Here is a 13,517-nt window from a genome sequence, read left to right as displayed (position 1 = left end):
ATTATTTAGTTGCTTTCTTCTTGTTAGCAACTGTTTTACGCTTTCCTTTTCTAGTTCTAGAGTTGTTCTTAGTTCGCTGACCTCTTAAAGGTAAACCTGATCTATGACGAATTCCTCTATAACACCCAATATCCATTAAACGCTTAATGTTCAATTGAGTTTCTGAACGTAATTCACCTTCAATTGTAAATTCAGAAACAGCTTCCCTGATACGTCCTATTTCATCATCATTCCAATCAGAAACCTTAGTATCTTCGCTAACTTGGGCTTTACTCAATATTTCTTGTGACCTACTTCTTCCAATTCCAAAAATGTAGGTTAAGGCGATAACACCTCTCTTTTGTTTTGGTATATCTATACCTGCGATTCTTGCCATAATTACCCTTGTCTTTGTTTAAATCTAGGATTCTTTTTGTTGATTACGTACAACCTGCCTTTTCTGCGAACAATCTTGCAGTCGGCACTTCTCTTTTTAACTGATGCTCTTACTTTCATCTTGTATCTTAGTATCTATATGTAATTCTTGCTTTTGTAAGGTCATACGGACTCATCTCCAATTTAACCTTATCCCCAGGTAATAGTTTAATATAGTGCATACGCATCTTACCTGATATATGCGCTGTTACCACATGTCCGTTCTCCAATTCTACACGAAACATTGCATTTGACAATGCTTCAATTATAGATCCATCTTGTTCTATTGCTGCCTGTTTAGCCATAAATTATGCTACTTTTCTATTTTTACCGGTTTTCATTAAACCATCATAATGTCTGTTCAACAAATATGAATTTACCTGTTGTACCGTATCGATAGCAACACCAACCATAATTAACAGGGAGGTACCACCATAAAATAACGCCCATCCAGCTTGAACATCCATCAACTTTACCACAACCGCTGGTAAAATAGCCAGCAAAGCTAAGAAAATAGATCCAGGTAACGTTATTAAAGACATAATCTTATCTAAATAATCTCCAGTTTCTTTCCCAGGACGAATTCCAGGTATAAAACCACCACTTCTTTTTAAGTCATCTGCCATCTTATTGGTAGGAACCGTAATAGCAGTATAAAAATATGTGAAGATTATAATCAATATTGCAAAAAGTAAATTATAAGCCCAACCGAATATATCACTGAACTGAACTTGCATCCACTGTCCAAAAGATGTATCATCAAAAGCACCACCTATCATACCAGGTACGAACATGATTGCCTGAGCAAATATTATAGGCATTACACCAGAAGCATTTAACTTCAATGGTATATATTGTCTAGATCCCATGATGTTCTTTTCATAACCACCAGAAGCAGTTCGTCTTGCATATTGTACAGGAATCTGTCTTGTAGCCATTACTAAAAGAATACAAGCCAAAATAACCAAGAACCAAATAATAACTTCAATTAAAATGAACATTAGTCCACCATTATTATTTGTTGTTCTTGAAATAAATTCTTGAACAAAAGACTGTGGCATAGTAGCTATAATACCAATCATTATCAATAACGAAATACCGTTACCAATACCTTTATCGGTAATTTTCTCACCTAACCACATTGCAAAAACCGTACCTGTTACCAATATAATAACAGCTGGCACCATAAAATCAAGTCCCTTTCCTAATAAGAAAGCACTATCCCTAACACCAAAGGCTTCTAATCCATACAAATAAGCAGGAGCTTGAACAATACAAATACCGATAGTCAACCATCTAGTGATTTGATTGATGGTCTTACGACCACTTTCTCCTTCTTTTTGCAATTTTTGAAGATAAGGAATTGCAATACCCATCAACTGAACCACAATAGAAGCAGAGATATACGGCATAATACCTAATGCAAAAACAGAAGCATTAGCAAACGCCCCTCCTGTAAATGCATTTAAAAGACCAAAAATTCCTTGGTCAGTACCATCTGTTAACCCACCTAATTGTGTTGAATCTATACCTGGAAGTACGATTTGACAACCAAAACGATAAACCAACAAAAGACCTAGTGTAATAAGAATTCTATTTCTTAGCTCTTCTATTTTCCAAATATTGGATATTGTATCAATAAAATTCTTCATGCTCTCGTCTATGCTTACAAACTTATTGCTTCACCACCTGCTGCTTCAATTGCTGCTTTGGCAGATGCTGTAAATTTATGTACTGAAACTTTAAGAGTGGCTTTTAACTCGCCATTTCCTAAAATTTTCACTAAATCATTTTTACCAACTAAACCATTCTCAATTAAAATGTCTAAAGACACCTCATTAGTAATAACTTTATTATCTACAAGTTCTTGTAACTTTTCTAAGTTGATACCTTGGTAATTCTTACGGTTAATATTCGTAAAACCAAATTTAGGTACACGACGTTGCAAAGGCATTTGACCACCTTCAAAACCAATTTTCTTAGAATAACCAGATCTTGATTTCGCTCCTTTATGCCCTCTTGCAGCAGTTCCTCCCTTACCAGAACCCTGACCTCTACCAAGGCGTTTTCCGTCTCTATTTACTGAACCTTCTGCAGGCTGTAGACTATGTAAACCCATTTTATTCTAAATTTAAGCTTCCTCAGTGGAAACTAAATGTTTAACTTTATTTATCATTCCAAGAATGTTAGGAGTATCATCATGCTCAACTACCTGACCAATTCTCTTTAAACCAAGAGCCTCTAAAGTTCTTTTTTGATTTTGAGGTTTCTTAATTCCACTTTTTACCTGTGTAACTTTAATCTTTGCCATAATTTTCCTCTTAGCCTTTAAATACTTTTTCTAAAGAAACACCTCTCTGTGTTGCAATGGTTTTTGCATCTCTAAGTTGCAATAAAGCATCAAAAGTAGCTTTTACAACATTATGTGGGTTTGAAGAACCTTGAGACTTAGACAATACATCATGCACACCAACTGATTCAAGTACTGATCTTACAGCACCACCAGCAATAACACCGGTACCATGAGATGCAGGCTGAATATATACTCTAGCCCCACCGAATTTACCTTTTTGCTCATGTGGTAAAGTACCTTTGTTCAAAGGTATACGCACTAAATTCTTTTTACCATCTTCAATTGCTTTGGCAATTGCAGTAGCAACTTCTTTAGATTTACCTAAACCGTGACCAACAACACCATTTTCATCACCTACAACAACAATTGCAGAAAAACCGAATGCTCTACCACCTTTTGTTACCTTAGTTACACGTTGAATACCAACTAATTTATCTTTTAAATCTAAACCACCTGGCTTAACAGTTTCTACGTTTTTATATTTTTGGAACATACTAGTATATTAGAATTTTAGACCTGCTTCTCTTGCACCTTCAGCTAGAGACTTAACTCTACCATGATACAAATTACCCCCTCTATCAAAAGCTACTTTATCTAAACCAGCTTTTACAGATTTCTCAGCGATTGTTTTACCAACCAAAGCAGCAATCTCGGTTTTATTTCCTTTTACTTTTGCAATATCCTTATCTCTTGAAGAAGCAGATACTAAAGTGACTCCTTTAACGTCGTCTATAACTTGAGCGTAAATTTCGCTATTACTTCTAAATACAGATAACCTTGGTCTAGCTGCAGTCCCAGAAGAAACCTTACGAATTCTACGACGGATTCTTAATTTTCTTTGTGTTTTTGATAATCCCATAATATCCTATTATTAAGCTGACTTACCAGCTTTTCTTCTTAATATTTCACCTACAAACTTGATACCTTTCCCTTTGTATGGCTCTGGCTTACGGAAAGATCTGATTTTCGCTGCTATATGACCTACTAGTTGTTTGTCATGTGAAGTCAGCTTTACGATAGGATTCTTACCCTTTTCTGATATAGTTTCAACTTTTACCTCTGGGGCCAAGTCAAAAACAATGTTGTGTGAAAAACCTAAAGCCAAATCAAGTTTTTGCCCTTGATTACTTGCTCTATATCCTACACCAACTAATTCCAATTCTTTAGTCCATCCTTTAGAAACACCTTCAACCATGTTAGTGATAAGTGATCTATACAAACCGTGCTTAGCTTTATGCTCTTTAGAATCTGAAGGTCTTGTTACCCAAGCCTGACCATCTTCTACTTTAATCGCTACACCAGAGAATTCTTGAGTCAATTCACCTAATTTTCCTTTTACAGAAATTATATTGTCATTGATTTCAATTGTAACTCCTTCTGGAATTGCGACTGGATTATTACCTATTCTAGACATTTTCTAAATCTTTAATCAATTAATAAACGTAGCACAAAACTTCACCACCAACTTTCTCTGCCTTGGCCTGCTTGCTAGTCATTACACCATGAGATGTAGAAACAATTGCAATACCTAAACCATTCAATACACGTGGCAATTCTTCACTGCCGGCATATTTTCTAAGACCAGGCTTACTTATACGCTGTATTTTCTTGATAACAGGCTCTTTTGTAAGCTTATCATATTTCAAAGCTATTTTAATAGAACCTTGAACCTTGTCTTCTTCAAACTTATAACTTAAAATATATCCTTGATCGAACAATATTTTAGTTATCTCTTTCTTTAGATTTGACGCAGGGATTTCAACAACCCTATGTCCCGCTCTACTAGCGTTTCTAACTCTCGTTAGGTAATCTGCAATAGTATCTGTTACCATGTATATATAATTCGGGAACGGTTTTCAGCAATAGGCTAAACCTGAACCCATTAATAATCTTTTATTTACCAGCTAGCTTTCTTAACCCCTGGAATTAATCCAGCGTTAGCCATCTCTCTGAACATTACCCTTGAAATACCAAAAGTTCTCATGTAACCTTTTGGTCTACCAGTTAATTTACATCTGTTATGCAAACGTACCGGAGATGCATTTTTAGGTAATCTCTGCAACGCTTCATAATCACCAGCTTCTTTCAAAGCTTTGCGCTTTTCAGCATAATTTGCTACAGTTCTTTCCCTTTTTCTCTCACGGGCTTTCATTGATTCCTTAGCCATACTAATTCTTTTTAAAAGGTAATCCTAATTCTGTTAATAATGATTTTGCTTCCTTATCCGTATTGGCAGAAGTTACAAATGTAATATCCATACCGTTAATTCTATTGATTTTATCAATATTAACTTCAGGAAATATAATTTGTTCCGTAATACCTAAGTTGTAATTTCCACGACCATCAAAACCTGTTGCTTTGATACCCTGAAAATCTCTAACACGTGGTAAAGCAGAAGTTACCAAACGATCCAAAAATTCGTACATACGCTCACCTCTTAAGGTAACTTTTGCACCTATCGGCATGCCTTTTCTTAATTTAAAGGCAGCAACATCCTTTTTAGACATTGTAGCAACAGCTTTCTGACCAGTAATCATAGTCATTTCATCTATTGCATGGTCTATAAGTTTCTTGTCAGCAACGGCAGCACCTACACCTCTACTCATTACTATCTTCTCTAACTTAGGAACCTGCATTACATTACTGTAACCAAACTCTTCGGTAAGGGCAGCTATAATTCGCTCCTTATACTCTTTCTTTAATCTTGCAACGTATGCCATAACTAAATTACTTCATTGGATTTTTTGGAAACCCTAACTTTTTTACCATCCCTTACTTCGTAACCTACTCTAGTTACATCTCCAGTTTTACTGTCGATTAACCCTAAGTTAGAAATATGGATTAAAGCTTCTTTTTTTACAATACCACCTTGAGGATTCTTAGCACTAGGCTTCTCATGTTTAGATACCATATTGGCACCTTCAACGATGGCTTTATTTTTCTCAAGATCAACACGCATAACTTTACCTTCGGTACCTTTATGGTCTCCAGCAATGATTCTTACCGTGTCTCCTGTTTTGATTTTTAACTTTTTCATCTTGTCCGTTATATTATAATACCTCTGGGGCCAATGATACAATCTTCATGAATTGCTTATCTCTAAGCTCTCTTGCAACAGGTCCGAAAACACGTGTTCCTCTCATTTCTCCGGCAGGATTCAATAACACACAAGCGTTATCATCAAATCTGATATAAGACCCATCAGGTCTTCTAACCTCTTTCTTTGTACGAACTACAACAGCTGTTGACACCGCACCTTTCTTGATACCTCCATTTGGAGTTGCTTCTTTAACAGTAACAACAATTTTGTCACCTATAGAAGCATATCTTCTTTTGGTACCACCAAGAACACGAATAGTTAAAACTTCCTTTGCTCCGGTGTTATCCGCTACTTTTAGTCTAGATTCTTGCTGTAACATAACTTATTTAGCTCTTTCTAAGATTTCTACTAATCTCCAACATTTGGTTTTACTCATAGGACGAGTTTCCATGATCTTTACAGTATCACCAATGTTACAATCGTTCTTTTCGTCATGCGCAACATACTTCTTTGTCTTCAAAACGAATTTACCGTACATAGGATGTTTTACTCTTTTCACCTCAGAAATAACTATGGATTTCTCCATCTTATTACTAGTGACAACTCCTACTCTCTCTTTTCTTAAGTTTCTTTTTTCCATAAAGCCCACCAATTATTGGTTTTCCCTATTAGTTAATTCAGTTGCTATTCTTGCCACCGTTCTCCTTACTTTTCTAATCTGAAGTGGATTTTCTAACGGAGTTACAAAATGCGCAATTTTCAAATCTGAATGTTGCTTCTTGTACTCGACCAGTTTCTCCGTAAGTCCTTCCACAGACATTTCTTTAATCTCTTGTTTTTTCATTATTCCTTACGTTTAATTTCCAGCCTCGTAATCACGAGCTACAATAAATTTAGTTTTAACAGGAAGTTTTTGAGCCGCCAATCTTAAAGCTTCTTTTGCTACTTCCATAGGAACTCCGGCCACTTCGAACATAATTCTACCTGGTTTTACCACGGCTACGAAATATTCTGGAGCACCTTTACCTTTACCCATACGTACTTCTAATGGTTTTTTGGTAATCGGCTTATCCGGAAATATTTTAATCCACAATTGCCCTTCCCTTTTCATATATCTAGTAGCAGCAATACGTGCAGCTTCTATTTGACGTGAAGTTAAAAATGCAGCATCATCAACATTCTTTATACCGAACATACCATTTGAAAGTTGGTGTCCTCTTCCAGCAAGACCTTTCATACGGCCTTTCTGCATCTTACGGAACTTTGTTCTTTTCGGTTGTAACATTACTTTAGTTCTTTAAAAAATTACTTTCTACGACGTTGTTTTCTTCCACCTTCTTGTTTACCACCTTTAGAAGAATCCTTTTGCATTCCAACTAACGGAGATAATTCTCTTTTACCGTAAACCTCACCCTTCATAATCCAAACTTTAATACCAAGTTTACCATATGTTGTTTGAGCTTCCTGTAAAGCATAATCAATATCAGCTCTAAAGGTTGATAATGGAATTCTACCATCTTTATATGATTCAGAACGTGCCATTTCAGCACCGTTTAATCTACCTGAGATCTGAATCTTAATACCTTCGGCATTCATACGCATTGCTGCGGCGATTGCCATCTTTATCGCTCTTCTAAAAGAAATTCTACTTTCTATTTGACGAGCTACACTTGCTGCAACTAAATTAGCATCAAGTTCTGGTCTTTTTATTTCAAAAATGTTGATTTGAACCTCCTTATTGGTGATTTTTTTCAACTCTTCTTTTAACTTATCAACTTCTTGACCACCTTTACCAATAATGATACCAGGTCTTGCAGTTGTTACCGTTACAGTTATAAGTTTTAAGGTACGTTCAATTATAACTCTTGAAACACTAGCTTTAGAAAGTCTTGCATGAATATACTTACGTATTTTATCATCCTCAGCCAATTTATCTCCGTAATCGTTTCCACCGTACCAGTTAGACTCCCAACCTCTGATGATTCCTAGACGATTTCCTATTGGATTTGTTTTCTGTCCCATTCTAGTTTTCTGTTATATTTTTTGACCCCAACACCAATGTAACATGGTTTGAACGTTTTCTAATTCTATGCGCTCTACCTTGTGGAGCAGGACGCAATCTCTTAAGCATAGCACCACTATCAACTCTAATCTCAGCAACTACCAAATCAGCATCCTCTAAATTTGCATCTTCGTTTTTTGCTTGCCAATTAGCCAAAGCAGAAAGTAATAATTTCTCTAACTTTCTTGAAGCTTCTTTTGGATTGAATCTTAATATAGCTAATGCCTGCTCTACCTTTACACCACGAATTAAATCAGCAACTAAGCGCATTTTTCTAGGTGATGTAGGACAATTGTTCAACTTAGCGAAAGCTACTTTTTTCTTCTCGGCCTTAATTCTTTCGGCCATCTGTTTTTTACGAACTCCCATAGCTTACTTTTTTCCTTTGTTTTTTGCACCAGCATGACCTCTAAAAGATCTAGTTGGCGAAAATTCCCCAAGTTTATGTCCTACCATGTTTTCTGTTACAAAAACAGGTACAAATTGTTTTCCATTATGAACCGCTATAGTCATCCCAACAAAATCAGGAGTAATCATAGAAGCTCTTGACCAAGTTTTAATTACCGATTTCTTACCGGATGATACACTTTGTTGGATTTTTTTCTCCAAGCTATAGTGTACGTATGGTCCTTTTTTTAGTGAACGTGCCATTTCTTTCTACTTTTTTATTTCTTTCTACGTTCTATTATATACTTATTGGTGCTCTTGGTCTTCGTACGAGTTCTGAAACCTTTAGCAGGTATTCCGTTTCTCGATCTTGGATGACCACCTGAAGCTCTACCTTCACCACCACCCATTGGATGATCGACAGGGTTCATAGCTACCGGTCTTGTTCTTGGTCTTCTACCCAACCATCTACTCCTACCTGCTTTACCAGACACCAATAATTGATGATCAGAGTTTGAAATAGCCCCAATGGTCGCAACACAACCAGAAAGAATTAATCTTGTTTCACCAGATGGCATTTTTACAGTAACAAACTTACCATCCTTTGCCATTAATTGAGCAAATGTACCAGCACTACGCGCCATAACAGCACCTTGACCAGGTCTTAACTCAATACATGAAATTATAGTTCCCAAAGGAATCTCGCTTAATGGAAGAGCATTTCCGATCTCAGGAGCTACAGTAGCACCCGCAGAAACCTGCTGACCTACTTGTAAACCATTTTGAGCGATTACATAACGCTTTTCTCCATCTGCATATTCCAAAAGAGCAATAAATGCAGTTCTGTTTGGATCGTACTCAATAGTTTTAACAGTAGCAGCAACATCTTGCTTATCTCTCTTAAAATCTATTACACGATACCTTCTTTTATGACCACCACCTTTTTGGCGCATGGTCATTTTTCCTTGACTGTTTCTACCTCCGGACTTTTTTAACGGAGCAAGCAAGCTTTTTTCCGGCTTATCAGCAGTAATGGCGTCAAATCCGTTTACTACTCTAAAACGCTGCCCTGGAGTGATTGGTTTTAATTTTCTAACTGACATTTCTTGTCTTTATAGATTACTGTAAAAATCGATAATATCACCTTCTACAACATCAACGATCGCTTTTTTAATTGCATTCGTCTTACCATGTTGCACACCAGTTTTTGTATATCTGGATTTTCTTGAAGGACCGTAATTCATAGTACGAACCTTCTTCACAGAAACACCATAAGTAGCTTCAACCGCATCTTTAATCTGCAATTTGTTAGCCTTAGGGTCAACTACGAATCCATAACGGTTGTTCAACTCGCTATCAGCAGTCATTTTTTCCGTTATAATTGGTTTTATCAACACACTCATGATATTATTGTTTATTTAAATTCGATTCAATTCCCTCTAAAGAGCTCTCTAACAATACCACACTATTAGCGTGAAGAATTTTGTAAGTACTTAATTCTGAGTTAGTTATAACTTCCGACCCTTTAAAATTACGCGAAGACAAATATACACCTTTATTTGAATCACCCAACACTATTAAAGACTTTTTATTCTCAAGACCTAAGGTCTTTAAAACACCAACAAAATCTTTAGTTTTTGGAGTATCAAAATCGAAGTCTTCGACTACTAAAATTGCATTTTCTTTAGACTTTAAAGTAAATGCAGATTTTCTTGCCAAACGCTTTAAGTTTTTATTCAACTTTTGGCTATAATCCTTAGGTCTAGGACCAAATATTCTACCACCACCTCTAAATACCGGCGATTTAATACTACCTGCTCTTGCAGTACCTGTACCTTTTTGTTTTTTAATCTTTCTTGTACTACCAGCTATCTCTGCTCTTTCCTTAGCTTTATGCGTACCTTGTCTTTGATGTGCCAAATACTGCTTAACATCAAGGTATACTGCATGCTCGTTAGGCTCTATAGCGAAAACATCATCAGAAAGGTTTGCCTTTCTACCTGTGTCTTTTCCTTTAATATCTAAAACTGCTACTTTCATTACATCTACCTTTGTATAGTTACATAAGCATTCTTATGGCCCGGAACACAACCTTTAACTACTAAAAGATTCTTTTCTGGAACTACTTTTAAAACTCTAAGGTTTTGAACCGTAACACGATCCGTACCCATTCTACCGGCCATTTTCATACCCTTGAATACTCTTGCGGGATATGATGCAGCACCAATAGAACCTGGAGCTCTAAGTCTGTTATGCTGACCGTGCGTTGCTTGACCAACACCACCAAAACCGTGACGTTTTACAACACCCTGAAAACCCTTACCTTTAGATGTACCTATAACATCTACGAACTGTCCTTCAGCAAAAACATCAACACCAACGGTGTCACCTAATTTAAAATCACCTTCAAAATCTTGAAACTCAACGACTTTTTTCTTAGGAGAAGCACCTGCTTTTTTAAAATGGCCTAATTCAGCCTTATTAGCACGATTTTCTGCCTTGTCATCGAAACCAAGTTGAAGGGCACTATACCCGTCTACCTCTTCGGTTCTGACTTGGGTAACTACACATGGTCCAGCCTCAATAACGGTACAAGGAATGTTCTTTCCGTTCTCGTCAAAAATACTAGTCATGCCTACTTTCTTTCCTATTAACCCAGACATACTTATTTATATTAATTATTACTTATTAAATTCTTATCAAAAAAATAGGGTCAAAATAATTTAACCCTAAATTATTTTTATCCGTTTTTCCCTCGCACGCAGCTTAGGACATGTAGCCCAACTCTATAAAAGAGATGGACGGTGATTATACCTTAATCTCTACTTCAACACCACTTGGAAGCTCTAACTTCATAAGTGCATCAATAGTCTTAGATGAAGAGCTATAAATATCCAACAATCTCTTGTAAGAACTTAATTGGAATTGCTCTCTAGATTTTTTGTTCACGTGAGGTGAACGTAAAACCGTAAATATCTTTTTATGCGTTGGTAAAGGAATTGGTCCTGTTACAACAGCACCGGTAGTCTTTACCGTTTTTACAATCTTCTCAGCAGATTTGTCCACTAAATTATGATCGTAAGATTTTAGTTTTATTCTAATTTTCTGACTCATGTCCTAAATTTATGCTGTTATACCTTTTGCTGCTTTAATAACTTCCTCCGAGATATTAGAAGGAGTTTCCGCATAATGTGAAAATTCCATTGTTGAAGTAGCACGACCTGAAGATAAAGTTCTCAATGAAGTAACATAACCGAACATTTCAGATAAAGGGACAGTACCTTTAACCACTTTTGCTCCAGCTCTATCACTCATATCGCCAATAGTACCTCTACGTCTATTTAAATCCCCAACGATATCACCCATATTTTCTTCAGGAGTAATAACTTCCAATTTCATTATAGGCTCCATAATTACAGCACCGGCAGCTTTACCAGCAGCTTTGTAACCCATTTTAGCAGCCAACTCAAACGAAAGTGCATCTGAATCCACAGGGTGGAAAGAACCATCCTTAAGTACAACTTTCATTGAATCCATTTCATATCCAGCTAAAGGACCATTTTGCATAGCAATCTGGAAACCTTTCTCTACAGATGGTATGAATTCTTTTGGAATACGACCACCTTTAATTTCATCAACAAACTGTAATCCATCACCTTCGAAATCATCATCAGCAGGTCCCATTTCAAATACAATGTCACCAAACTTACCACGACCACCAGATTGCTTTTTATAAGTTTCTCTATGTGCAGCAGTTTTTGTTAACGCTTCTTTATATTCAACTTGAGGCTCACCTTGACTAACCTCTACCTTAAACTCTCTTCTTAAACGGTCAACAATAATATCTAAGTGAAGCTCACCCATACCAGATATAATAGTTTGTCCTGAAGCTTCGTCCGTTTTAACCTGGAAAGTTGGATCCTCTTCAGCCAATTTAGCCAAAGCCATACCTAACTTATCAACATCCGCCTTAGTTTTAGGCTCAACAGCAATACCGATTACAGGCTCTGGGAAGTCCATACTCTCCAAAACAATAGGATGTTTCTCATCTGACATTGTATCACCGGTTTTAATATCCTTAAAACCAACAGCCGCACCAATATCTCCCGCTTCGATAAAATCGATAGCATTTTGCTTATTGGAATGCATTTGATAAATACGAGAAATACGCTCTTTCTTACCAGACCTATTATTCAATATATATGAACCAGCATCTAGACGACCTGAATATGTTCTAAAAAATGCCAATCTCCCCACAAAAGGATCGGTAGCAATTTTAAATGCAAGTGCAGAAAAAGGCTCCTTTACACTTGGCTTACGCTTTTCAACAACGCCAGTATCCGGATTAGTACCAGCAATATCATCCTTATCTACAGGAGAAGGCAAATATCTACATACCGCATCCAACAAAAACTGAACACCTTTATTCTTAAATGAAGAACCACAGATCATAGGTATAATTGCACGATCCATAACAGCAGCTCTTAAAGCAGCATGTACTTCTTCTTCAGTAATAGAATCTTCATCCTCGAAGAATTTCTCCATTAACTCCTCATCATACTCAGCAACAGCTTCAATCAAGGCAGCTCTATACTCCTTAACCTCTGCTTTCATATCTTCAGGAATATCAATAACATCGAAAGTAGAACCAAAGTTGTCATCATGCCAAACAATAGCCCTATTCTTTGCTAAATCTACAATTCCTTTAAAATCAGCCTCTTCTCCAATTGGCAAAACAATAGGAACTGCATTTGAACCCAACATTTCCTTAACCTGCTTACAAACCATAAGGAAGTTAGAACCTTGACGGTCCATTTTGTTTACAAAACCAATTCTTGGAACTTTGTAATTATCTGCCAATCTCCAGTTAGTCTCTGACTGAGGCTCAACACCATCAACAGCACTAAAAAGGAAAACCAAACCATCCAACACACGTAAGGAACGATTTACCTCAACGGTAAAATCAACGTGTCCTGGAGTATCAATAATGTTAAAGTGATAATCTTTGGTATCAGCTAATTCCTTAGCATTTTCCAATGGAAACTTCCATGTACAGGTTGTTGCAGCAGAAGTAATCGTAATACCCCTTTCTTGCTCCTGCTCCATCCAGTCCATAGTTGCAGCACCATCATGTACCTCACCTATTTTATGACTAACACCCGTATAAAAAAGAATACGTTCTGTAGTAGTAGTTTTTCCAGCATCAATATGAGCTGCAATACCAATATTTCTTGTAAATTTTAAATCTCTTGCCATGTCTA

26 protein-coding genes are annotated in these 13,517 nt (G+C 36.6%); all 26 read right to left on the bottom strand.

Annotated elements, in window-relative coordinates; all coding sequences use genetic code 11:
• Window position 1 precedes the first annotated feature (1 nt).
• Entirely contained in the window at window positions 2-376 is a 375-nt protein-coding gene (gene rpsM, locus B2Z27_RS06300) for a 30S ribosomal protein S13 (RefSeq protein WP_036152167.1), read from the bottom strand.
• 2 nt (window positions 377-378) lie between these two features.
• Window positions 379-495 carry a type B 50S ribosomal protein L36 gene (gene ykgO / locus B2Z27_RS06295; RefSeq protein WP_013305171.1) on the bottom strand — a complete coding sequence of 39 codons (117 nt, stop codon included), beginning with the start codon at window positions 493-495 and terminating at the stop codon, window positions 379-381.
• An 8-nt stretch (window positions 496-503) separates the two neighbouring features.
• Window positions 504-719, bottom strand: a complete 216-nt coding sequence (gene infA / locus B2Z27_RS06290) for a translation initiation factor IF-1 (protein ID WP_013305172.1) — start codon at window positions 717-719, stop codon at window positions 504-506.
• Window positions 720-722: 3 nt separating this feature from the next.
• A complete protein-coding gene (gene secY, locus B2Z27_RS06285) occupies window positions 723-2,066 on the bottom strand; it encodes a preprotein translocase subunit SecY (RefSeq protein WP_058103815.1) in 1,344 nt (447 codons plus the stop codon).
• Window positions 2,067-2,080: 14 nt separating this feature from the next.
• Window positions 2,081-2,533 carry a 50S ribosomal protein L15 gene (gene rplO, locus B2Z27_RS06280; RefSeq protein ID WP_058103816.1) on the bottom strand — a complete coding sequence of 151 codons (453 nt, stop codon included), beginning with the start codon at window positions 2,531-2,533 and terminating at the stop codon, window positions 2,081-2,083.
• Window positions 2,534-2,545: 12 nt separating this feature from the next.
• Window positions 2,546-2,725 (bottom strand): 50S ribosomal protein L30, encoded by a 180-nt coding sequence (gene rpmD / locus B2Z27_RS06275; RefSeq protein ID WP_027064811.1) that lies wholly within the window; start codon window positions 2,723-2,725, stop codon window positions 2,546-2,548.
• Window positions 2,726-2,735: 10 nt separating this feature from the next.
• The gene (gene rpsE, locus B2Z27_RS06270) at window positions 2,736-3,260 is read right to left on the bottom strand and encodes a 30S ribosomal protein S5 (protein ID WP_058103817.1); all 525 of its coding nucleotides are present in this window, start codon (window positions 3,258-3,260) and stop codon (window positions 2,736-2,738) included.
• 9 nt (window positions 3,261-3,269) lie between these two features.
• Entirely contained in the window at window positions 3,270-3,626 is a 357-nt protein-coding gene (gene rplR / locus B2Z27_RS06265; protein ID WP_058103818.1) for a 50S ribosomal protein L18, read from the bottom strand.
• A gap of 12 nt (window positions 3,627-3,638) precedes the next feature.
• Window positions 3,639-4,181: a 50S ribosomal protein L6 gene (gene rplF / locus B2Z27_RS06260; RefSeq protein WP_058103819.1), complete on the bottom strand. Its 543-nt coding sequence runs from the start codon at window positions 4,179-4,181 to the stop codon at window positions 3,639-3,641.
• A gap of 19 nt (window positions 4,182-4,200) precedes the next feature.
• Window positions 4,201-4,599, bottom strand: coding sequence for a 30S ribosomal protein S8 (gene rpsH / locus B2Z27_RS06255; protein ID WP_058103820.1), 399 nt, complete (start codon window positions 4,597-4,599; stop codon window positions 4,201-4,203).
• Window positions 4,600-4,664: 65 nt separating this feature from the next.
• Complete coding sequence (rpsN, locus tag B2Z27_RS06250) at window positions 4,665-4,934, bottom strand: 30S ribosomal protein S14 (RefSeq protein ID WP_058103821.1); 270 nt, start codon at window positions 4,932-4,934, stop codon at window positions 4,665-4,667.
• Between the two features lies 1 nt (window position 4,935).
• Window positions 4,936-5,487 carry a 50S ribosomal protein L5 gene (gene rplE, locus B2Z27_RS06245; RefSeq protein ID WP_058103822.1) on the bottom strand — a complete coding sequence of 184 codons (552 nt, stop codon included), beginning with the start codon at window positions 5,485-5,487 and terminating at the stop codon, window positions 4,936-4,938.
• A gap of 2 nt (window positions 5,488-5,489) precedes the next feature.
• The gene (gene rplX, locus B2Z27_RS06240; RefSeq protein ID WP_058103823.1) at window positions 5,490-5,804 is read right to left on the bottom strand and encodes a 50S ribosomal protein L24; all 315 of its coding nucleotides are present in this window, start codon (window positions 5,802-5,804) and stop codon (window positions 5,490-5,492) included.
• A 13-nt stretch (window positions 5,805-5,817) separates the two neighbouring features.
• The gene (gene rplN / locus B2Z27_RS06235) at window positions 5,818-6,186 is read right to left on the bottom strand and encodes a 50S ribosomal protein L14 (RefSeq protein ID WP_027064819.1); all 369 of its coding nucleotides are present in this window, start codon (window positions 6,184-6,186) and stop codon (window positions 5,818-5,820) included.
• A 3-nt stretch (window positions 6,187-6,189) separates the two neighbouring features.
• Window positions 6,190-6,447, bottom strand: coding sequence for a 30S ribosomal protein S17 (rpsQ, locus tag B2Z27_RS06230; RefSeq protein ID WP_058104316.1), 258 nt, complete (start codon window positions 6,445-6,447; stop codon window positions 6,190-6,192).
• Between the two features lie 12 nt (window positions 6,448-6,459).
• Window positions 6,460-6,651 (bottom strand): 50S ribosomal protein L29, encoded by a 192-nt coding sequence (rpmC, locus tag B2Z27_RS06225; RefSeq protein WP_286812965.1) that lies wholly within the window; start codon window positions 6,649-6,651, stop codon window positions 6,460-6,462.
• Between the two features lie 12 nt (window positions 6,652-6,663).
• Complete coding sequence (rplP, locus tag B2Z27_RS06220) at window positions 6,664-7,092, bottom strand: 50S ribosomal protein L16 (RefSeq protein WP_058103825.1); 429 nt, start codon at window positions 7,090-7,092, stop codon at window positions 6,664-6,666.
• Window positions 7,093-7,112: 20 nt separating this feature from the next.
• Window positions 7,113-7,829, bottom strand: coding sequence for a 30S ribosomal protein S3 (gene rpsC, locus B2Z27_RS06215; RefSeq protein ID WP_058103826.1), 717 nt, complete (start codon window positions 7,827-7,829; stop codon window positions 7,113-7,115).
• Between the two features lies 1 nt (window position 7,830).
• The gene (gene rplV, locus B2Z27_RS06210; RefSeq protein ID WP_058103827.1) at window positions 7,831-8,238 is read right to left on the bottom strand and encodes a 50S ribosomal protein L22; all 408 of its coding nucleotides are present in this window, start codon (window positions 8,236-8,238) and stop codon (window positions 7,831-7,833) included.
• Window positions 8,239-8,241: 3 nt separating this feature from the next.
• Window positions 8,242-8,520 (bottom strand): 30S ribosomal protein S19, encoded by a 279-nt coding sequence (gene rpsS / locus B2Z27_RS06205; protein WP_036152139.1) that lies wholly within the window; start codon window positions 8,518-8,520, stop codon window positions 8,242-8,244.
• 14 nt (window positions 8,521-8,534) lie between these two features.
• Window positions 8,535-9,359: a 50S ribosomal protein L2 gene (gene rplB / locus B2Z27_RS06200; protein ID WP_058103828.1), complete on the bottom strand. Its 825-nt coding sequence runs from the start codon at window positions 9,357-9,359 to the stop codon at window positions 8,535-8,537.
• A gap of 9 nt (window positions 9,360-9,368) precedes the next feature.
• Window positions 9,369-9,659, bottom strand: a complete 291-nt coding sequence (rplW, locus tag B2Z27_RS06195) for a 50S ribosomal protein L23 (RefSeq protein ID WP_036152136.1) — start codon at window positions 9,657-9,659, stop codon at window positions 9,369-9,371.
• A gap of 4 nt (window positions 9,660-9,663) precedes the next feature.
• Entirely contained in the window at window positions 9,664-10,296 is a 633-nt protein-coding gene (gene rplD, locus B2Z27_RS06190; RefSeq protein WP_286812964.1) for a 50S ribosomal protein L4, read from the bottom strand.
• A 5-nt stretch (window positions 10,297-10,301) separates the two neighbouring features.
• Window positions 10,302-10,919, bottom strand: a complete 618-nt coding sequence (rplC, locus tag B2Z27_RS06185) for a 50S ribosomal protein L3 (protein WP_058103830.1) — start codon at window positions 10,917-10,919, stop codon at window positions 10,302-10,304.
• A gap of 145 nt (window positions 10,920-11,064) precedes the next feature.
• The gene (rpsJ, locus tag B2Z27_RS06180; RefSeq protein WP_007094989.1) at window positions 11,065-11,370 is read right to left on the bottom strand and encodes a 30S ribosomal protein S10; all 306 of its coding nucleotides are present in this window, start codon (window positions 11,368-11,370) and stop codon (window positions 11,065-11,067) included.
• 9 nt (window positions 11,371-11,379) lie between these two features.
• Window positions 11,380-13,512, bottom strand: a complete 2,133-nt coding sequence (gene fusA, locus B2Z27_RS06175) for an elongation factor G (RefSeq protein ID WP_058103831.1) — start codon at window positions 13,510-13,512, stop codon at window positions 11,380-11,382.
• Between the last annotated feature and the right edge of the window lie 5 nt (window positions 13,513-13,517).

The sequence above is a fragment of the Maribacter sp. UBA3344 genome (genome assembly GCF_002362375.1).
Lineage (GTDB): Bacteria > Bacteroidota > Bacteroidia > Flavobacteriales > Flavobacteriaceae > Maribacter > Maribacter dokdonensis.
This window is presented reverse-complemented; position numbering and strand designations above follow the sequence as displayed.